General features: G+C 53.7%; 20 protein-coding genes. 10 read left to right on the top strand and 10 right to left on the bottom strand.

Annotation, left to right across the window (positions count from 1 at the left end; translation table 11 throughout):
- Positions 1-166: 166 nt before the first annotated feature.
- Entirely contained in the window at positions 167-1144 is a 978-nt protein-coding gene (locus tag AC5TBW_RS07980; protein ID WP_495511544.1) for an NADPH:quinone reductase, read from the bottom strand.
- A gap of 216 nt (positions 1145-1360) precedes the next feature.
- On the opposite strand from AC5TBW_RS07980, the gene AC5TBW_RS07975 reads away from it, so the two are divergent.
- From AC5TBW_RS07975 to AC5TBW_RS07965, 3 genes are all read left to right on the top strand, one after another.
- Positions 1361-2116: a glycerophosphodiester phosphodiesterase family protein gene (locus AC5TBW_RS07975; RefSeq protein WP_495511543.1), complete on the top strand. Its 756-nt coding sequence runs from the start codon at positions 1361-1363 to the stop codon at positions 2114-2116.
- Between the two features lie 47 nt (positions 2117-2163).
- Complete coding sequence (gene nfo / locus AC5TBW_RS07970) at positions 2164-3021, top strand: deoxyribonuclease IV (RefSeq protein ID WP_495511542.1); 858 nt, start codon at positions 2164-2166, stop codon at positions 3019-3021.
- 88 nt (positions 3022-3109) lie between these two features.
- Positions 3110-4525, top strand: a complete 1416-nt coding sequence (locus AC5TBW_RS07965; protein WP_495511541.1) for an amidase — start codon at positions 3110-3112, stop codon at positions 4523-4525.
- Between the two features lie 71 nt (positions 4526-4596).
- On the opposite strand, the gene AC5TBW_RS07960 is transcribed toward AC5TBW_RS07965, so the two are convergent.
- Positions 4597-5031 carry a hypothetical protein gene (locus AC5TBW_RS07960; protein WP_495511540.1) on the bottom strand — a complete coding sequence of 145 codons (435 nt, stop codon included), beginning with the start codon at positions 5029-5031 and terminating at the stop codon, positions 4597-4599.
- Positions 5032-5327: 296 nt separating this feature from the next.
- Here AC5TBW_RS07960 and AC5TBW_RS07955 point away from each other — a divergent pair, with 296 nt between their 5' ends.
- Together AC5TBW_RS07955 and AC5TBW_RS07950 are read left to right on the top strand one after the other, a co-directional pair.
- Complete coding sequence (locus AC5TBW_RS07955) at positions 5328-7046, top strand: proline--tRNA ligase (RefSeq protein ID WP_495511539.1); 1719 nt, start codon at positions 5328-5330, stop codon at positions 7044-7046.
- A 115-nt stretch (positions 7047-7161) separates the two neighbouring features.
- Positions 7162-7686 (top strand): transglycosylase SLT domain-containing protein, encoded by a 525-nt coding sequence (locus AC5TBW_RS07950; protein WP_495511538.1) that lies wholly within the window; start codon positions 7162-7164, stop codon positions 7684-7686.
- On the opposite strand, the gene AC5TBW_RS07945 is transcribed toward AC5TBW_RS07950, so the two are convergent.
- The 4 genes from AC5TBW_RS07945 to AC5TBW_RS07930 all read right to left on the bottom strand — a co-directional run bounded on the left by AC5TBW_RS07945 (position 7683) and on the right by AC5TBW_RS07930 (position 9522).
- Positions 7683-8687 (bottom strand): PqqD family protein, encoded by a 1005-nt coding sequence (locus AC5TBW_RS07945; protein ID WP_495511537.1) that lies wholly within the window; start codon positions 8685-8687, stop codon positions 7683-7685. The two genes, AC5TBW_RS07950 and AC5TBW_RS07945, sit on opposite strands and share 4 nt — an antisense overlap.
- A gap of 36 nt (positions 8688-8723) precedes the next feature.
- Positions 8724-8903, bottom strand: coding sequence for a hypothetical protein (locus AC5TBW_RS07940; protein ID WP_495511536.1), 180 nt, complete (start codon positions 8901-8903; stop codon positions 8724-8726).
- A 46-nt stretch (positions 8904-8949) separates the two neighbouring features.
- Positions 8950-9273 (bottom strand): hypothetical protein, encoded by a 324-nt coding sequence (locus tag AC5TBW_RS07935; protein WP_495511535.1) that lies wholly within the window; start codon positions 9271-9273, stop codon positions 8950-8952.
- 90 nt (positions 9274-9363) lie between these two features.
- Positions 9364-9522, bottom strand: a complete 159-nt coding sequence (locus tag AC5TBW_RS07930; protein ID WP_495511534.1) for a hypothetical protein — start codon at positions 9520-9522, stop codon at positions 9364-9366.
- Positions 9523-9610: 88 nt separating this feature from the next.
- On the opposite strand from AC5TBW_RS07930, the gene AC5TBW_RS07925 reads away from it, so the two are divergent.
- The 4 genes from AC5TBW_RS07925 to AC5TBW_RS07910 all read left to right on the top strand — a co-directional run bounded on the left by AC5TBW_RS07925 (position 9611) and on the right by AC5TBW_RS07910 (position 14083).
- Entirely contained in the window at positions 9611-10291 is a 681-nt protein-coding gene (locus AC5TBW_RS07925) for a cupredoxin domain-containing protein (protein ID WP_495511533.1), read from the top strand.
- Between the two features lie 50 nt (positions 10292-10341).
- Positions 10342-12687 carry a bifunctional diguanylate cyclase/phosphodiesterase gene (locus AC5TBW_RS07920; RefSeq protein ID WP_495511532.1) on the top strand — a complete coding sequence of 782 codons (2346 nt, stop codon included), beginning with the start codon at positions 10342-10344 and terminating at the stop codon, positions 12685-12687.
- A gap of 138 nt (positions 12688-12825) precedes the next feature.
- Entirely contained in the window at positions 12826-13611 is a 786-nt protein-coding gene (locus AC5TBW_RS07915; RefSeq protein WP_495511531.1) for a DUF3034 family protein, read from the top strand.
- A 10-nt stretch (positions 13612-13621) separates the two neighbouring features.
- A complete protein-coding gene (locus AC5TBW_RS07910) occupies positions 13622-14083 on the top strand; it encodes a group I truncated hemoglobin (RefSeq protein WP_495511530.1) in 462 nt (153 codons plus the stop codon).
- On the opposite strand, the gene AC5TBW_RS07905 is transcribed toward AC5TBW_RS07910, so the two are convergent.
- The 4 genes from AC5TBW_RS07905 to AC5TBW_RS07890 form a co-directional block, all read right to left on the bottom strand.
- A complete protein-coding gene (locus AC5TBW_RS07905; protein WP_495511529.1) occupies positions 14067-15215 on the bottom strand; it encodes a GGDEF domain-containing protein in 1149 nt (382 codons plus the stop codon). The two genes, AC5TBW_RS07910 and AC5TBW_RS07905, sit on opposite strands and share 17 nt — an antisense overlap.
- Positions 15212-15721 carry a hypothetical protein gene (locus tag AC5TBW_RS07900; protein WP_495511528.1) on the bottom strand — a complete coding sequence of 170 codons (510 nt, stop codon included), beginning with the start codon at positions 15719-15721 and terminating at the stop codon, positions 15212-15214. The genes AC5TBW_RS07905 and AC5TBW_RS07900 overlap by 4 nt, the downstream gene beginning before the upstream one ends.
- Positions 15722-15939: 218 nt before the next feature.
- Entirely contained in the window at positions 15940-16062 is a 123-nt protein-coding gene (gene ccoM / locus AC5TBW_RS07895; RefSeq protein ID WP_008956688.1) for a cytochrome c oxidase subunit CcoM, read from the bottom strand.
- A gap of 140 nt (positions 16063-16202) precedes the next feature.
- On the bottom strand, positions 16203-16721 hold the full coding sequence (locus AC5TBW_RS07890) for an FKBP-type peptidyl-prolyl cis-trans isomerase (RefSeq protein ID WP_495511527.1): 519 nt from the start codon (positions 16719-16721) through the stop codon (positions 16203-16205).
- A gap of 126 nt (positions 16722-16847) precedes the next feature.
- Here AC5TBW_RS07890 and AC5TBW_RS07885 point away from each other — a divergent pair, with 126 nt between their 5' ends.
- The gene (locus AC5TBW_RS07885) at positions 16848-18209 is read left to right on the top strand and encodes an AmpG family muropeptide MFS transporter (protein ID WP_495511526.1); all 1362 of its coding nucleotides are present in this window, start codon (positions 16848-16850) and stop codon (positions 18207-18209) included.
- Positions 18210-18213 lie beyond the last annotated feature (4 nt).

Below are 18213 nucleotides of genomic sequence, written 5' to 3'. Positions count from 1 at the left end.
ACGCACGCCATGCTTTTGACATGGCCATTTCTGTTGCACATTAGACGTTTACTATACAAAGGTATAGCCCCTGCATATGAACAGCTCCGAAAACATTTCTGCTTTAAATATAAAACAACCCGGCAATGCCGGGCTGTTTAGGGAGTGTCTATAGAGATGAACAGATCTAAGGCAACAGAATAGTCGAGCCTGTGGTTTTGCGGCTTTGCAAAGCGTCCTGGGCTTTGCCCGCCTCTGCCAACGGGTAGCGATTGGCGATATCGATGTTGATCTTGCCGCTTTTAATCATGGCGAAGAACTCTTCACACATCATCTCCAAACGTTCTCGGGTATCGGCGTAACCGTTCAGGCTGGGGCGAGTCACGTAAAGGGCGCCCTTCTGGTTAAGAATGCCGATATTGACGCCATCCACTGGGCCAGAGGCGTTGCCAAAACTGACCATCAATCCACGGGGCTTTAGGCAGTCGAGGGATATTTCCCAGGTGTCTTTACCCACCGAGTCATACACCACATCGCACATATCGCCATGGGTGAGCTCGCGTACACGCTCAGCGACGTTCTCTTCGCTGTAGTTGATCGTTGCCCAGGCGCCATTGGCCATGGCTAGATCCGCTTTTTCCTGGGAGCTAACGGTGCCGATCAATTTAACGCCCAGTGACTTCGCCCACTGGCAGGCAATCGACCCTACCCCACCGGCAGCGGCGTGGAACAGAATAGTTTCGCCACCTTTCAATTCATAGGTTTGGCGCAGTAGATACTGAACGGTTAATCCCTTCAGCATACTCGCCGCGGCAGTTTCAAAATCGATGAAGTCAGGAAGCTTGACCACTTTCGCTGCGGGAAGCGTATGCAACTCTGCATAGGCACCCAGGGGGCCCTGGGCGTAGGCCACTCGATCTCCCACATTCAGGTGCGTTACTCCTTCGCCCACAGCGTCTACAACGCCTGCACCTTCGGTGCCTAAGCCAGACGGCATGGTAGGGGCGGGATAAAGCCCGGTACGAAAATAGATATCAATAAAATTAAGGCCAACGGCTTTATTAGCGACGCGAACCTCACCCTGTCCGGGTTCAGCCGGGGTAACGTCGACCAGTTCAAGAACGTCCGAGCCGCCGGTACGAGCAAATTGGATACGCTGAGACATGTCGATTTCCTTATTAATTATTTAGCGTGTGAGTGATAAGCATGACAGCAGGTGCCGCTATACAAGCGCGTCATGACGTTTAAATCAAGCTAGCACGCTAGTCTTTTTCCTCCCACAAGCTGTTTCACTCATAGGCAGTTGAGTGGTGAAATCTCGCTGTCATCCACCCATGCTAGAATTAATACTCTTTTATCGTCTAAGGCTTAGAGATTTGTCATGACGCATCCCGCTATTCAAGTTCCCGCGCTAATTGCCCACCGTGGATACTCCGCTGCGGCCCCTGAGAACACGTTAGCCGCCGTTCGTGCCGCCCATCAAGCGGGAGCCACTTGGGTAGAGTTGGATGTGCAGCTACTTGGTGATGGCACCCCGGTTATTTGGCACGATGCTGACGTGGCGCGATGCTCAAATGGCCGTGGTGAATTAGCCGCCATGAACTGGTCAACGGCGCAAACGCTGGATGCAGGCAGCTGGTTTGGTGATCACTTTGCGGGGGAGAAAATGCCCAGATTAGAGTCCATGCTAGCACTGCTTAATGAGCTGGAAATGGGCGTCAACATGGAAATAAAGGTCAATAAAGGCCGCGATCCCATCGCGCTGGTTGATCGCGTCTTGCCAGAGATGCTGGATACACTGCCGCCAGAGCGGCTGATTATATCGTCGTTCAATGCCAGCGCGCTGGCTCACTGCCGACAGTTCGCCAACAAGCAACGCCTTGCGCTTGGGGTGCTATTCGGCAGTGTGCCGAAGACCTGGCGGGCACAGTGTGAAGCCATTGAGGCCTTCAGCGTTCACCCTGACTGGCCACGTCTAAAGCACGCACAAGCCGATGCCATGCAGCGCGATGGCTACCAGATACTCTGTTATACCGCCAATGACCCAAGCGCTTTTCATAGCCGCTGGGGGTGGGGCATCGCCGGTGTCATTACCGATGAACCCGCCGCGTTTAAACGCTTTTTAGATAGCCATTGATTCATTCGAGTAATTGAATACATTCAAACACTGACAAGGAGTCTGTTGTGAAATACCTGGGAGCCCACGTGAGCGCCGCTGGGGGCGCAGACCAAGCCGTTCACCGGGCGGTGGAGATCGGTGCCGATGCTTTTGCGCTGTTCACCAAAAACCAGCGCCAATGGAAAGGCAAGCCGCTCACCGATGCTGCGATTCAAGCTTTTCGTGATGCCTGCGCCGAACACGGTTTTTCACCTGGGCAGATTTTACCCCACGACAGCTACCTGATTAATCTGGGTCATCCCGACCAGGAGGGCTTAGCCAAGTCCCGGGACGCTTTTTTAGATGAAATGCAGCGCTGCGAGCCGCTCGGTCTGACGCTGCTTAATTTCCATCCTGGAAGCCACTTAAACAAAATCAGCGAAAGCGATTGTTTAAAGCGCATTGCTGAATCCGTTAATGAGGCGCTGGCGCGTACCAACAATGTCACCGCGGTGATTGAAAACACCGCTGGGCAAGGCACTAACCTCGGCTGGCGCTTCGAGCATCTGGCCGAGATCATCGACTTGGTCGATGACAAATCCCGAGTGGGCGTATGCATCGATACCTGCCACGCATTTGCAGCTGGGTATGATCTGCGCAGCGCGGAAGCCACACAGGCAACGCTCGATGAGCTTGGCAGCGTGGTAGGATTTGAGTACCTGCGCGGCATGCACTTAAACGATGCGAAGAGTAGCTTTGCCAGCCGCGTGGATCGCCACCATAGCCTCGGCAAAGGCAACATCGGCCTGCACGCTTTTACTACCATCATGCAGGATACGAGAATTAGCGATATTCCAATGATACTGGAGACAGTCGAGCCCGAGATATGGGCAGAAGAAATCAGCTGGCTTCGCGCTCAGGTACACACAGCTTCAGGCAAATAATCCCACCTGTGGTTTTTTGCACGACTGGCAATACTTGCCTACCCTTAAACTCCGTTACCCAAGCCCCAGCCCACGTAAGGAGTGTGTAATGAGCGATGCCGATCTAGGCAGTTTGGATGCCCAGGCCTTAGCTCGTTTGTATAAAAGTAGAGAAGCCTCACCGCTAGAAGCGACCCGCGCAGCCCTTGAGCGGATTGACCGCTTCAATCCAGACGTTAATGCTTATGTGCATATCGATGCAGAAGGGGCAGAGTCAGCGGCCAAGGCTTCTGCACGGCGTTGGGGGCAAGGCAAACCGCTAAGCCCCATAGATGGGATTCCGGTGTCGCTTAAAGACCTTACCCAAGTGGCGGGAATGCCGTGTCGGGAAGGCTCGCTAACCTCGTCTAAAGGTTTATGTGAAACCGATGCGCCTCCGGCACGCATGTTGCGCAAAGCCGGAGCGGTCATTCTGGGTAAAACCAACACCCCCGAATTTGGCTGGAAAGCCGTTACCGACAACCGCGTGTTTGGCGCCACGGCGAACCCCTGGGATACAAGCTTAACCCCCGGCGGCTCTTCCGGTGGCGCCGCCGTGGCCGCCGCACTCAACATGGGCGTGCTGCATCAGGGCGGCGACTCAGGTGGTTCGATCCGTATTCCCGCTGCGTTCACCGGGGTGTTTGGCTTCAAACCCACGTTCGGATGGACGCCCCAATGGCCGCCCGCTAAAGAACCCAGCCTTTCACATATCGGGCCTTTAACGCGCACCGTTCGCGATGCCGTGAGTATGTTGAACGTGATCGGCCGCTATGATTATCGCGACCCCTACGCCACTCGCGGGCAGCCAGACTGCTGGGGCGTCGATTTAGATAAAGGCTTAGCCGGACTGAGGATTGGCTTCTCCGCCGACCTTGGCTATGCCAATGTCGACCCGCAAGTCGCCGAACGCGTGCGCGAAGCGGCAGGCAGGTTAGAGGCATTAGGGGCAGAAATAGTCGAGGTAAACCCCGGTTTTTCATCGCCTATCGACACCTTTCGTAAGCTTTGGTTTACCGCCTCTTTAGAGCAGTGGTCACAGATGAACCAGCATCAACGCACCCAACTGGACCCAGGGTTAGTCGCCAATGCCCGCGAAGCGGAACCCTGGAAAGCCGTTGAGCTATTTCGCGCTTTGGCAGATCGTGCGGAATTGACTCAGCGTCTGGAGCACTTTAATCAAGAGTATCATTTGCTGATGACGCCTTCGGTGGCAATACCGCCGTTTGAAATTAATCAGGAAGTTCCACCCGACAGTGATATGCAGGATTGGGAAGAGTGGGCGCCCTTTAGCTACCCCTTCAACCTTAGCCAGCAGCCTGCGGCATCGGTGCCCTGTGGATTTACCGATAACGGTTTGCCGGTGGGCTTCCAGTTAGCTGGCGGTAAGTTTGATGATATCCGCGTACTGCGTGCCTGCAACGCCTATATGGAAGCGCATCCTCCGCGTTTCCCCAGCGTCCCCAATCCGGCTCAGTACGCGTAGCAAATGACGCTGCATAAAAAACCCCAGCCCGACTTTTTGCCAGGCTGGGGTTTAGTAATTCACGCTCAACGTTACATCGCGGAAAGCTTTTCCTCGTCCAGCACGCCCGACATACGCACCATGGCGAGGGCTTCGTCCAGGCTGGCCATCTCTTCGATCATGACCAACTCGCTCTCTAGACTGACCGGCTGGCCGGCTTTCTCAGACAGCAGTTTTTCCAGGGAAGCGACATCCATAGCGTCGTCTAAGTGGTGAACATCGACTGAGGCGCTACTGCGGCCCGGCAGATAGATGGTGCCATTAGAGAAATCCACGGCGTAAGCAATCACCCCAGGAACGATAAAGAACAGTAATCCCACTCCATTGGCAATGGCGATAACGGGGTCAATATCACCGCTCAACTGGCCTTTGCGCTCAGGATGAAAAAGCGTACCGCAACCACTTAATGACACGATGGAAACGCCAACCACGGCGCCTGTCAACCAGCGACGAACTGCTTGATGCATGAAGGTTCCCTCAATCAGAATAGTAACGATAATCGGCCTAACGTATTGTGTTGAAGCATTATTTTCATGTCTGGTTATTACCGACCATCGCACCCAAAACCAACCTAGTTTAGCACAGCCTTGCAAAAGCATAGATGATTTGACGATAAGCACTATTTTGCCGCTTTAAGCGCTAGGCCGTACAATGGCCCCATTCAACGCTAACGGAGCCAACGCGCTGTTGTTTAGCGCTACGTTTTCTACGCTTTGCTTTTTATAAGCACGATTTCTTTTAAGCACAAGGAATGCTCACGCCCATGCGCGCCAGCCAATTATTGATTGCCACTCTGAAAGAAACTCCGGCCGATGCCGAAGTCATTAGCCACCAGCTAATGCTTCGTGCCGGTATGATTCGTCGTTTAACGTCAGGGCTTTATACGTGGCTGCCGCTTGGCCTGCGCACGTTGCGTAAAGTAGAAGCCATTGTGCGCGAAGAGATGAACCGCGCAGGTGCTCAAGAAGTGCTCATGCCCGCCGTCCAACCCGCGGAGCTATGGCAAGAGTCTGGCCGTTGGGAGCAGTACGGCCCGGAGCTGTTACGTTTAAAAGACCGTCATGACCGCGATTACTGCGTTGGCCCGACCCACGAAGAGGTCATTACCGACCTAGTGCGTAAAGAGATTGCCAGCTACAAGCAACTGCCGGTCAATTTCTACCAGATTCAAACCAAATTCCGCGATGAGATTCGTCCACGCTTTGGGGTGATGCGCTCGCGTGAGTTCATTATGAAGGACGCCTACTCCTTCCACCTGGATGAAGCGTCTCTGAAGCAGACCTATCAAGATATGTATGATGCCTACACGCGCATTTTTACGCGCTTAGGGCTTAACTTTCGTCCCGTTATCGCTGATAACGGCTCGATCGGCGGCACCGGCTCTCACGAATTCCACGTACTCGCCGATTCCGGTGAAGACGATATCGTGTTCTCCAACTCCTCCGATTACGCGGCCAATATGGAGAAAGCCGAAGCGTTACCCGCTCCGCTTGGCAGCCAGGCAACCCGTGCCGAACCCAGCGAAGAGCTGCGCCTGATCGATACGCCTGATGCCAAAACCATCGCTACATTGGTGGAACAGTTCGAGCTACCGATTGAAAAAACCGTTAAAACGTTGATGGTTCATGCAGCCGAAGGCGGACTGATCGCGCTGTTAATTCGAGGCGATCATGAGCTGAACGAAGTTAAGGCAGAAAACTTGGCCACCGTCGCTGCGCCGCTAACCATGGCCAGTGAAGAAGAGATTCGTGCAGCAGTGGGTGCCGGTCCCGGCTCACTAGGCCCGGTCGGTCTTAAAATGCCGGTCATTATTGACCGCAGTGTGGCATTGATGAGTGACTTTGGCGCCGGTGCCAATGTGGATGACAAGCACTACTTCGGTATTAACTGGGAGCGCGATGTGGCCCTGCCCGAGATTGCCGATTTACGTAATGTCGTTGAAGGCGATCCGTCTCCCGATGGCCAAGGCACGCTCTCCATCAAGCGCGGCATTGAAGTCGGTCACGTTTTCCAGCTTGGTCAAAAGTACTCCCAGGCGATGAACGCTAACGTGCTGGGTGACAACGGCAAAACCAGCCATCCGTGGATGGGTTGCTACGGTATCGGCGTGACCCGCGTGGTCGCCGCGGCTATTGAACAGAACCACGACGAATCCGGTATTATCTGGCCCAATGCGATTGCACCCTTCCAAGTGGCGCTGGTGCCAATGAATGCGCACAAATCCCAACGTGTTCGCGAGGAGTCGGAACGTCTTTATCAAGCGCTAACCGCTGCAGGCTTAGACGTACTGCTGGACGATCGTGATACCCGCCCTGGGGTCAAGTTTGCCGATCTGGAATTAATGGGCGTACCCCATCGTCTGGTGATTGGTGACCGTGGTTTAGACAACGGTGAACTGGAATACAAAGGCCGCCGGGATAGTGAAGCTACGATGGTGCCTGCCGATCAAATCATCGATTTTTTGTGTGAGAAGTCCCGCTAAGGCGGCAAAGTTTGCCACTGCGCGTCGGGCTATGAAATGTGGCTCGCGGTGGATAATAACGGCACGACGGCCAAGCGTTGCTATCACGCTTAGCGTGCTTTTGCTGGCAACGGCTGTGCCATTAGCAGCACAGCCGTTGCCACCTGCCCTGCGCCCGACCCTCGAATCGGCCAACCAGCAGCATCAAACCGCTCAACAGCAGTGGGCAGCCAGCCAGTGGCGCATGCAAATGGATGCGCCACTGGCGCGTTTTATTGATGATGCGGCCCAACGTCAAACGCTACTCACGCGTATTTACCAAGAAGCCAGGCTCGCAGCTTTGCCGCCGGATTTGGTTTTAGCCTTAATTCAGGTCGAAAGCGCGTTCAAAGCCGATGCCATTTCATCGGCGGGTGCTGTTGGCTTGATGCAAATCATGCCTTTCTGGATCAGCGAGCTTGGGTTACCGATTGACGACCTCACCCACCCGCGGCGCAATCTACGCTATGGCTGTACGATTCTGGCGCACTACCTAGCCATTGAGAGTGGCGACTTTACTCGTGCCTTGGCGCGATATAATGGCAGCTTGGGAGAAACATGGTATCCAGAACGCGTTATGCATGCCTGGCGAGATACTTGGCGCCAGCCTAGACCGCGTTAAGAGGCGTTCGCAGCTGGCTCAATTAAGCCCACGGCTAAGAACTGCCCCAGCAGCTCAGCCATATCGCTGCGTACCTGCTCAAGCGATACGGGCATAAAAAATGCCACTAGCGTTTGGCTTAGCTCCTCGATGGTCAGTGCTTCATGCTGCAGTAATGCCCACGCCGCTCGGCTAGTAACGTTCATACGATGAATCTCGCCACCCTCCTCCACAATCACGAATAGCTCATCGCCTAGAGGGTACTCGTGCGCCGTTGGACGCGCTCGCCAGTGACGCTGGTCGTTTCGATCCAACGCTACAGTCTCAGGCATTGCAGCCGCTCCTGAAGGCAATGTGTAAGTAGCCGGCTGAGCGTGAAGCGCCTCTTTTAGCTCGCGCCCTACAAACGCGGCGGCTTCGTATGCATCTGCATAGCGCAGCAGGAAACAGGGCATGCGCTGCACCAGAGGCCAGAATTTATCAATCAGTTCCTGGTCGGAAAGCATGTCGGCAAAATTCTGCTTTAACAGTTGCCATAACCCTTCTCCATGTTGCAGTGAAGTAAGCTGGGGGCTGGCAACACTGTTATCACGGTCAATCAATATAATGGCACCGACCGGGCACTGCTCTCCGTGGCGGGCCAGCAACGTTTCGTCCAACGCGACATAGCCATAGCGATCATCGCTCGGCCCTCTGTGCCGATGAATAAAGTCCTGCAGCTCGTCTGCAATCGTGGTGGGAAGCGGTAAGCGCAAGCGTGGCGCGACACCCAGCGAAACACCCTTTCCTTGAGGCGTTAGCGCCACCACATCATCACCAAAAACACGGTATCCAGCGGCAGCAAATGCACAGGTCAGCGTACTTTTACCGGCACGGTGAGACTCAGGAAAAATAACTAATTGACCCTCTATCTCAGCCGCACCGCAGTGCAATCCAATGTAGTCGGGATGCTGGCGCAAATAGGCCCCAGACATATCTGCAATAACGCTGCACGCCGTGCTTACCGGGGTTTCGAGCCACATACCACTGGGCAACGCCGGTGCCTGCTGCCAAAACCCCTACTCCTGCTGCCAAACACAGATATCAGGCTTGTTTGACTGGGGCGGACACGGGGTTAGCGGCCAGCCAGGCATGGCAGCCTGAAGAACCGGCAGCAGTGGCTGCGCATTCACCAGACGGATACACGGGCCCAGTCCGGTGAGCGCATAATCAACGGCTTCGGCGTCAGACGTCATCATCGTCTTCACCAGCCACGTGGAAGTAGGCGGCTGAAACGCAGCTCAATCACTCCATCACGCTCCCAACGTGGACGTTCGTCATACCGCTGAGGACGCGAATAGTCGTTGCGTGAATATTCAGGCTGAGAATAATCTGGCCGGTCGTAGTTGGGTCTGGAATAGTTGGGCCGGTCATAGTCGGGTCTGGAATAGTCGGGCCGGTCATAGTTGGGTCTGGAATAACCGGGCCTTGAATGGTCCGGCCGTGAAAAGCTGGGCTTTGAATGACCACGCCTTGAATGATGTTGATGTTGGTGCCGACCCTTAGGGCGAGAGCGCCCTCTTTCATGGGCTTCAGCTTGACCCGTTGAAAGCAGTGTGGGAGCCACATAAAGCGCCGCTGCACCTAGCCCTAAGCTAGCCAATACCTGTCGGCGTGAACGCCGCTGTTTTAGCATTGTGGTGACGTCATCCTGAGTGCTCATATCACTTCTCCGCAGTTATCGAACACCGTTTTCTCAGTATTCACTTTAACCACCGCTTCAACAGAGCGCCACTGATCAGGGCTGCTTTCCCCATTGTTTACTCTTTTTTGCAAGAGTTGGCTTACCGTTAAGCCAAAAGCATGACTTTCTTGCATAATCCTTTCATTATTAGCCTCAACGCAGCGCCAGCAAAACACGTTGCCAATGACAAATATGCCCCCTCAACGTGAGATGCCGACTCCAATGCCAATACAACGTTGCCCTTATGGTGGTTTTATCAGCACATACACCGCTGCGCTCGCTGGGCTGGCAATAACACTCTTTAGCACCACCTCTAACGCTGCGCAGATCACCGTCAACAGCGACGAAGGCTTACCGCTTGAGAATGCCGTTGTGGAGGTCTACTACGACACAGCCGCAGTGGCTAGTCAGCCACAAGTACAGAGTATCTCTCAACGCAATGCGGCCTTTCATCCCAGGGTGCTAACGGTGCCCACAGGCAGCTATGTGGCATTTCCCAATCAGGACACCACACGCCACCACGTTTATTCATTCTCATCGGCGAAAACGTTTGATTTGAATTTGTACCTACAAGAAACACCCCCTCCCGTTCATTTTGAACAGGCAGGGGTCGTCGTACTGGGATGCAATATCCATGACCATATGCAGGCATTTATTGTGGTTAGCAACGCCCCTTACGCAGCGACAACGGACCGAGAGGGTGTGCTTACCCTGCCTGCCTTACCGCCTGGCCAGCATCGCATTCGTGTTTGGCATCCACGCCTTGATGACAGCCAGCAAGTCTGGTGGGAAGGCGTCGTTAGCGAGCCAGACCAACTGGAAGTCCAATTAGAACTCAACGCGCTGCCCCCTCCCGAGCCAACTCTCTCCCCCCTTCAGAAGCGATTTAAAGATGCCACTTAAGTCCCTGCCAGGGTTCAGGAAATGGCGATCAGCCACTTAATGAGGTTGCTATGCGCTTTAGAACGCGACTGATGCTAGTACTGCTGACAGTGGTGATTGTCTCGCAACTCGCCACTGGGGCAGCGTTTCTTCGTGCGACCCAAAACGACGTCATTGCCAAAGGTTCACAGCGTTTAGAAGTGGGCGCCAATGTGTTGGCACAACTGCTGAGTGCTCGCGGTGAGCAGTTAGCCAATAACGTCGCCATCCTAGCTGATGACTTCGGTTTTAAAAGCGCTGTTTCCATCCAGGATACCGAGACTCTCTACTCCGTACTGGCCAACCATGGTGATCGAGCAAAGGCAGACATTGTGCTTCTCAGCGGCCTCGATGGGAATATTTTGGCGAGCAGCCACCACGCGCAAAATAGCCCGATGCCATTCCCGCAGCTGTTGCGGCGGGCACGCCAAGAGGGTTCCGCGGTGGGCGTTGTGATTGCGGAAGATAAGCCGTATGAGTTTGCTCTGCTGCCCGTGCGTGCGCCCAACTTGATTGGCTGGGTGGGTATGGGCTTTTTGATTAATGAAGTGATAACGGGGGAGATAAAATCGCTCACAGGGCTGGATATCAGCGTAGTCAACTACCGGGACAACGGTGAAATCAGCTACCTTGCAAGCTCTCACCGTAAGCAATTAGCGATGCAGCTTATGAATGGCAGCAGCAACGAGCTCATGAAAGGCGAATACTCTTACAGCAGCCAAATGACGCCCGATGCTGAATACCTCTCCTATGCCAGCTCGCTCTATGCTGACGATACCAATCAAACCTACGCACTACTGCAACTTTCCCGTAACGATCTACTGGGTGCCTACCGTTCATTGCAGTGGCAGTTGCTGGGTATCGTTGCATTAATCCTGCTGTTTACCATATTGGTTGCCATGTGGAGCGCGCGGAGCATGAGCAAACCGCTAATGGTACTCGCTAATGCGGCACAGCGGATTGGTCAAGGCGAGCGAGTCACCCACTTGCCTATTGGCGCTGAGCGCAGTGAAACAGGACTTTTAGCCTCGACACTACTCTCCATGCAAAACGATATCGCGCAACGCGAGGCCATACTCCATCACCAGTCCCGACACGATTTACTGACCGATCTACCCAATCGAATCAGCGCCCAGGAAGATATCCGTCTTTTAATCCAAAAGGGCGAACCCTTTACCTTACTACGCCTAGCGATAAATAATTTTCGCGATATTAATGACACCTTTGGCTACGCGCTGGGGGATCATATGCTGGTCACGCTGGCCAAGCGTTTACAGCATTTGCCTGCACCTGAGAACAAAGCCTATCGGCTGGACGGCGATGAGCTGCTGCTACTCGTCAAACAGCCGAGCATTAGCCTTGGTTGCCGCACTCAGCTGTTTAGCCTCCTAAGCCAGCTTATTGACCTGGATAAATCACCTATTACCCCTTCCCTTTCAGCGGGTGAAACCAACTACCCTGATCATGGTGATAGTCCTCAACTCTTATTGCGCCGTGCCGATATCGCGTTAGACATGGCGCGCCGACATCGTCATTCACATCAACACTACCTGGAAGGACAAGACGAGCATCATTTGCGCCAGCTGACGCTTATTCGTGATCTACAGGATGCCGTCGACAATAGCGAGCTGTGGATGGCGTATCAACCCAAGGTAAATAGCCGCACCGGATTAGTGAATCAGTTCGAAGCGTTAATGCGCTGGCGTCACCCGTCACTGGGATTTGTACCGCCGGATGAATTTATAGGGTTAGCCGAACGCTCGGGCAATATTCGGATGCTCAGCCAGTGGATGCTAACCCACGTTTGTGCCCAGCTGCAGATGTGGCAGCAGCGTGGTTATTACCTATCCGTAGCCGTTAACCTATCTGCCAGTGATGTGGTGGATCCGCAATTAGCCACCCACCTAGCGGACCTCCTGGCTCGTTACCAGCTCACACCAGAACAGCTGAGCCTGGAAGTCACTGAAAGTGCGGTGATGCAAGATGTTGATGCGGCCATGGCGACACTGTTGGAACTTAACCGCCTGGGGCTGCGAATCGCGATAGACGACTACGGCACCGGCTACTCCTCGCTGGCACAAATCAAACGCCTGCCGGTTGATGAACTCAAGATCGACAAGTCATTTGTACTGGCCATTGATTCCCAAAAAGATGATTTCACGATCGTCCGCTCAACCATAGAGATGGGGCACAGCTTAGGGCTTCGCTTGGTCGCTGAAGGTGTAGAAAATCACGCCAGCGCCGAGCTGTTAAGTAAGCTCGGATGTGACTATTTACAGGGGTACTGGATTGCCAAACCGATGCCCAGTGACGCGCTTATCGACTGGCTGGACAATTTCGCGCCGCTGGTACTTCCCCGCCCCGCTATATCGCCATGAGAGAACTAACTAGAGAACACCATGACGTTACGCCACCCCCATTCGCCGCATCAGCCCTTTCTACCCCGGCCCTTATGGAAGGGCTGGATTCACCATCTTATGGCCGTCTGTATTGCCACTTGTTTGGCGTTCGCAGCAATGCCAACCCTCGCCGGCAGCCGTATTTTAGGTACCGGCGGGGTCAGTGCGATAGAGGGCGCAGCAGGCGGCGGGTTGTCACCCTGGGCAATGCTATCCGGTACTGTCAGCGAGCAGGAGGTAGGCGTGACCGCTAGCGCTACTCGCGCCTGGGTAGACGACTATCGGCTGACAGTGACTGGCGCCAGCCTGAATATTGCGGATCGTGTTGAAGTCTCAGTGGCTCGACAAACGCTTGATTTAGAAACCCTGGGTGGCGAGCTAGGCCAGGATATTTACGGCGCCAAAGTACGAATACTCGGCGATGTGCTCTACCACCCCTGGGGCATTTGGAGTGCGGGAGTACAGTATAAGCGATTGGTGGATGGCACTATTCCCACCGCCCTGGGCGCCGATGATACGCGCGGTACCGATATGTATCTTAGCGTCAGCAAGCTACTGTTTAGTGCGTTTGCGGGTCGCAATGTGCTGCTTAACGCTACCCTGCGTAACACCGATGCCAACCAGGGTGGCCTGCTAGGCTTTGGCGGCGATCAAGGTAGCCGCTCCTGGGTTGGCGAGGGCAGTGTGGGCATTTTTATTACCCCGCAATGGGTTGTCGGAACCGAATATCGCCAGAAACCCAATAATTTAAGCGTAGCGAGAGAAGACGATTGGCAAAGCCTCTACAGCGCCTACTTCTTCAATAAGCACTTATCGCTAACGGGCGCATGGCTAGATTTAGGCGACATTGCCGGTCTAACCTCACAGCGCGGCGGCTATCTTTCCCTTCAGGCAGCTTTCTAAGCGGAGCGCTATGACCTTTCCTCACAAACTTGACCCCGCGCGACGCTGTTTAATTGCGCTCTCTTTTCTAGCCGTCGTCTTGACGCAGGCAGGCTGTGCTTATCACTCCACACCTACGACGCTCTACGAGCGGCTGGGCGGAGAAACCACTATTGATGCGGTTGTTGAAAATTTTCTGTACCGAATTGCAGATGACGACGATATGGTGGGCTTTTTCGCTAACACGAATATTGTTTTTTTTGCTGACTCACTGGCCAGCAAGCTTTGCGATGTTAGCGATGGTCCCTGCCACTATGGAGGTCCGCCGATGGATCGTGCTCATCAAAACATGGGGCTGACAGACGTACACTTTAATCGCCTAGTGGAGCATCTTGATGCCGCTATGCAGGAAGAAAGTATTGGTCTTGGCGCACGAAACGAACTGCTGGGTAGACTAGCCCCTATGTATGCAGAGGTTATGCGTCTTCAGTAACCTGCCAGCCATCACGCCCCGCCGCTTTGACCCGGTAGAGCGCTTTATCTGCGGCTTCGTACGCTTGGGCGAAGGCATGTTCACCAGCTACAAAACGGCTCCCGCCTACGCTCAGGGTCACGCCTTTTTTGTCAGGGTGGGCGGGGTGAGAAAAACCTGCTTCACGCAACCCTTGAATCAACTGGCGGCAGTAGTTTTTCAGCGTTTCGGTGTCAGGACAGTGAATTAACGCTGCGAACTCATCGCCTCCCAGGCGGTAGAGCTGTGCGTCATCATTGAGCGTTTGACCTATTAGTGTCGCCAGTTGGCGTAAAAGTGTATCGCCTTGTGGGTGCCCATAGGCATCGTTGTACTGCTTGAAAAAATCAATATCGACCAGAATGAGCCCCAGCAACTGATGCTGTTTCGCCAACACATCCTGGTGCAAGGCACTACGATTACCAATGCCGGTTAACGGGTCGCGCATAGCACGCTGCATCCACTCAAATGTTTCTTGCGTAGCATAATCGGTGCGGCGTAGTTGACGCTCATGCAGCCACCAAAACACTAGCCCCATGATAAAAATCAACAGGCTGGAATACGTTAGTACTTGATTATGCTGGCGGGTGCTTTCTGAAAAATCATTAATTGCCATCCCGCGGCGGTCTAGCTGGCTCATCTCAATATGTGTCAAGCACTGAATGGGCCCGAACAGCTCACCTACCGCCGCGACGCGATCAATTTCCCCCAGCTCCAACCACTCTACCAGGCGATTTATATCCCTCAGACTTGGCTCGGCGCACTCATATTGGCGTCGATAGACGTGAACATCGAATAGTCCATAAGCGAGTTCGATGTTAATAAGAGCAGCCTCAATGGCCGCCTGCTCAGACTGGTCGTTCAATAGCTCGGACTGGGCATTTTGCAGATAAATACGCGAACGGGTCGACAATTGCTGACCTGTCAAACTACCGGTCTGGCTGAAGTAAGCCTGTATTTCAGGGTAGACCCAGCGCGACTCATAGACAATCAACACCATCAGTCCTAAAAAACTCATCAAACTCAGTGACAGCCAGGTTAAATAGCGATATTGACGCTCAATAGTACGCGGCTGCATGGATGGCTGAACAGCAGGCTTGATTTTGGATGTCACCACTTCGCCTCTATGCTACGAATCATCCAGATCCAGTCGTTGAAGTCACGAAGGTTCTCAACATCGCGATCGCCCTGCTCATTATAATCACGCTCAACTAACCGAACGGGGCCTCGTGTACGAATAGTTAGCGGGTCGCCATCTTCTGTTGTAATTAAATACCAGCTGGGGTTATCCCACCCTTCCAGGGTAACTTCATAATCGTCCCAGGCGACAAAGTGCAGCGCTGGCGGTATCGCGCCAAACTGATCGATCAAAAAGCTACGGAACGCCACACCCTGCATTTCTACATCGCGCCCTTGGTAGGGGTCATAGAGAGTAAACGTGGTGTCTGAGATAGCGCGCAAATCACTTAAAGCGATCTTTTCCGTAACATCGCCGTTGATGATGTTGAGCGCCTGGGCAAAGGCCGCCGTAGGGAGAGTTATGCTTACTATTATCAACACGCGCGCTAACCGATCACGTGCGCGAACCCATGAGCTGCGATGTAAGGCTATTGCGTACATGGTTAAGCTTCCTGGTGAGTTCATTCCTTCAACGAACTTTACCAGAGCACGACCTGCATTGCTCTTCAACGCACACTAGATGCTTTCAACTTACTAAGTGTTTAGCAACTTTTCGCTATTTAACAGATAAAAAAGCCAGCCCAATATGGGCTGGCAAAAGGAAGTTTACTAAATTAGCAAACCCCCTCCCCTGACAAGGTTTACAAGAACGGGAAAAACTACTTTTTGCGCTCATCTTTACGCAGATGATCGCGAATCACGAAGCCGACCCAGCCCACCATAAAAGCGATAACTAACGCGACGGTGGCCAAGCCGAAAACAATTGTGTCATCCCAATACATGGTGAATCCTCCCGCCGTGATGTATGCGTTGATACTAGTCACTCAATGGCGGAAGAATGCTGATCCAGGTCAAGTTACGGGGGCCGGGGATAGCGGTTAGATAAGAAATTGATACCGATCAATTTTTGGGACTATGAAGGTTACAGAACCTTGCGGTCTTCCACTTTGCTATGCTCGGTTCCTGGTGGTAACGGGTGACCTTTGGCTAACTCTGCTCGGGTAGCTTCGCGCACGTCTAAAATAGTCACTTTATAATTCAGTGTGCGGCCTGCCAGCGGGTGGTTGGTATCCACAGTAACCCGATCGCCATTGATTTCCAGGACGGTGACAATTTGCGGCCCCGCTTCACCTTCGGTTTGAAAGCGGCTGCCAGGCGTCAATTCTGCGTTACCAAAAGAGCCGCGACTTACTTCTTGAATCAGCGCCTCGTTGCGCACACCGTAGGCATCCGCAGGCATGATTTGAACGCTCAGCTCGGCGCCAACGGTTTGGCCCACTAACGCACTCTCCAGCCCAGGTAAAATATTGTCGTGCCCATGCAAGTACTCCAACGGCTTATTGCGCGCCTGGGAGTCATCCAATACCTGCTTGCTGCCATCGTTGAGCACGTCGCTGAGGACATAGTGCAAGGTAACTACCTGATGCGCCGTAATCGACATGGAAAACTCCTCTCCGGTAAGCTGTCGGCTTTGTAATAGAACTTTGTAATAGAACTTTGTAATAGAACACTGCATCAGTTTATCACTTGGCCGTTGCCAGCGTCTTTCCACCAGGAGTAGCGTTTAATGTTAACCCCCCCCCCCCAGCGCAGTTGGCTTGCTGCACTGGCTATTTATTGCCGTGCGCCCGTTATTACCATGCTGTTTTTGGGGTTTTCTGCAGGCCTACCGTTTCTGCTGGTATTTTCCACGCTCTCCGCTTGGCTGCGCAGTGATGGTGTCGAAGTCGCAGCCATCGGCTTTTTTGCCTGGATTGGCATGCTCTACTCAATCAAGTTTTTCTGGGCGCCGGTGGTTGACCGATTAGCACTACCACTGTTGACCCGCGCGTTTGGTCAACGCCGCGGCTGGATGCTGTTAGCGCAGGGGACGATTGCCGCTGGGCTGGTAGGACTGGCCGGTTTAAGCCCTGTTGGCAACCTGGGGTGGGTCGCCCTATTTGCTCTGCTGGTCGCCTTTGGCTCAGCAACGCAAGATATTGCGATTGACGCCTACCGGATTGAATCCGCCGACGACAATGTTCAGGCTGCCATGGCTTCGACTTATATTATTGGCTATCGCGGCGGCTTACTGGCTGCTGGCGCTGGAGCGCTCTATATCGCCGCTTCCGCGTCGTGGAACGTTGCCTACCTCAGCATGGCGGCGCTAATGAGCATTGGCGCACTGACGGTATTGCTGCGCCCGGAACCCAAGCGGGCTTCGCTCTCCATTCAGCTTATTCATGAGCCCAAGGTTCGGGCATTTATTCGCGCCAGCCGCGGCAAACCGAAAATCATACGCCGCCTCGGGGCCTGGAGCATTGGCGCGTTGGTCTGCCCATTCACTGACTTCTTCAGCCGCTATGGTGTAAAAGCGCTGGGGATTTTGGTGTTTATCGCGGTGTTTAGAATTAGTGATTTGGCCATGGCCTCAATGGCCAATCCACTCTATATCGATCTGGGATTTTCGCTGGCAGAGATTGCTAACGTGACCAATATATTTGGTATTGCCATGAGTATTGCCGGCGGCATTTTAGGTGGGCTTTTCGTCGCGCGCTACGGTATCGGCCCTTTGCTGATCTTTGGCGCTGGGTTGGTGATGGTAACCAACTTGCTGTTTGCCTTACTGGCTATCGTGGGAAATCAGCTACCGATGCTGGTAGTCACGATTATTGGCGATAACCTCGCCAACGGTTTAGCCAGCGCGGTGTTTATCGCCTTCCTTTCCAGCCTCACATCACGCGCCTATACCGCAACGCAGTACGCGCTGTTCTCATCGCTAATGACACTACCAGGAAAGTTTTTGAGCGGATTCGGCGGGCTGGTTGTTACTTCTCAGGGCTACCCAAGCTTCTTTGTCATCGCAACATTATTAGGTCTACCCGCCATTGTCTTGGCGATTTGGATCAGCCGAGACAAGCAGTTAGTGCCGACCCCCAAGCCTGCTTAAAGAG

This window comes from Vreelandella sp. ssv (assembly GCF_059448525.1).
Note: the sequence above shows the minus strand (reverse complement) of the source record. Positions and strands in the feature narration are given on the sequence as shown.

What these genes read in the sequence shown, in the direction of transcription:
- AC5TBW_RS07980 (WP_495511544.1), bottom strand. Translation starts at nt 1,144, where the DNA reads ATGTCTCAGCGTATCCAATTTGCTCGTACCGGCGGCTCGGACGTTCTT.
- AC5TBW_RS07975 (WP_495511543.1), top strand. Translation starts at nt 1,361, where the DNA reads ATGACGCATCCCGCTATTCAAGTTCCCGCGCTAATTGCCCACCGTGGA.
- AC5TBW_RS07965 (WP_495511541.1), top strand. Translation starts at nt 3,110, where the DNA reads ATGAGCGATGCCGATCTAGGCAGTTTGGATGCCCAGGCCTTAGCTCGT.
- AC5TBW_RS07960 (WP_495511540.1), bottom strand. Translation starts at nt 5,031, where the DNA reads ATGCATCAAGCAGTTCGTCGCTGGTTGACAGGCGCCGTGGTTGGCGTT.
- AC5TBW_RS07955 (WP_495511539.1), top strand. Translation starts at nt 5,328, where the DNA reads ATGCGCGCCAGCCAATTATTGATTGCCACTCTGAAAGAAACTCCGGCC.
- AC5TBW_RS07945 (WP_495511537.1), bottom strand. Translation starts at nt 8,687, where the DNA reads ATGTGGCTCGAAACCCCGGTAAGCACGGCGTGCAGCGTTATTGCAGAT.
- AC5TBW_RS07940 (WP_495511536.1), bottom strand. Translation starts at nt 8,903, where the DNA reads ATGATGACGTCTGACGCCGAAGCCGTTGATTATGCGCTCACCGGACTG.
- AC5TBW_RS07935 (WP_495511535.1), bottom strand. Translation starts at nt 9,273, where the DNA reads ATGTGGCTCCCACACTGCTTTCAACGGGTCAAGCTGAAGCCCATGAAA.
- AC5TBW_RS07930 (WP_495511534.1), bottom strand. Translation starts at nt 9,522, where the DNA reads ATGCAAGAAAGTCATGCTTTTGGCTTAACGGTAAGCCAACTCTTGCAA.
- AC5TBW_RS07925 (WP_495511533.1), top strand. Translation starts at nt 9,611, where the DNA reads ATGCCAATACAACGTTGCCCTTATGGTGGTTTTATCAGCACATACACC.
- AC5TBW_RS07920 (WP_495511532.1), top strand. Translation starts at nt 10,342, where the DNA reads ATGCGCTTTAGAACGCGACTGATGCTAGTACTGCTGACAGTGGTGATT.
- AC5TBW_RS07915 (WP_495511531.1), top strand. Translation starts at nt 12,826, where the DNA reads ATGCCAACCCTCGCCGGCAGCCGTATTTTAGGTACCGGCGGGGTCAGT.
- AC5TBW_RS07910 (WP_495511530.1), top strand. Translation starts at nt 13,622, where the DNA reads ATGACCTTTCCTCACAAACTTGACCCCGCGCGACGCTGTTTAATTGCG.
- AC5TBW_RS07900 (WP_495511528.1), bottom strand. Translation starts at nt 15,721, where the DNA reads ATGTACGCAATAGCCTTACATCGCAGCTCATGGGTTCGCGCACGTGAT.
- ccoM (WP_008956688.1), bottom strand. Translation starts at nt 16,062, where the DNA reads ATGTATTGGGATGACACAATTGTTTTCGGCTTGGCCACCGTCGCGTTA.
- AC5TBW_RS07890 (WP_495511527.1), bottom strand. Translation starts at nt 16,721, where the DNA reads ATGTCGATTACGGCGCATCAGGTAGTTACCTTGCACTATGTCCTCAGC.
- AC5TBW_RS07885 (WP_495511526.1), top strand. Translation starts at nt 16,848, where the DNA reads ATGTTAACCCCCCCCCCCCAGCGCAGTTGGCTTGCTGCACTGGCTATT.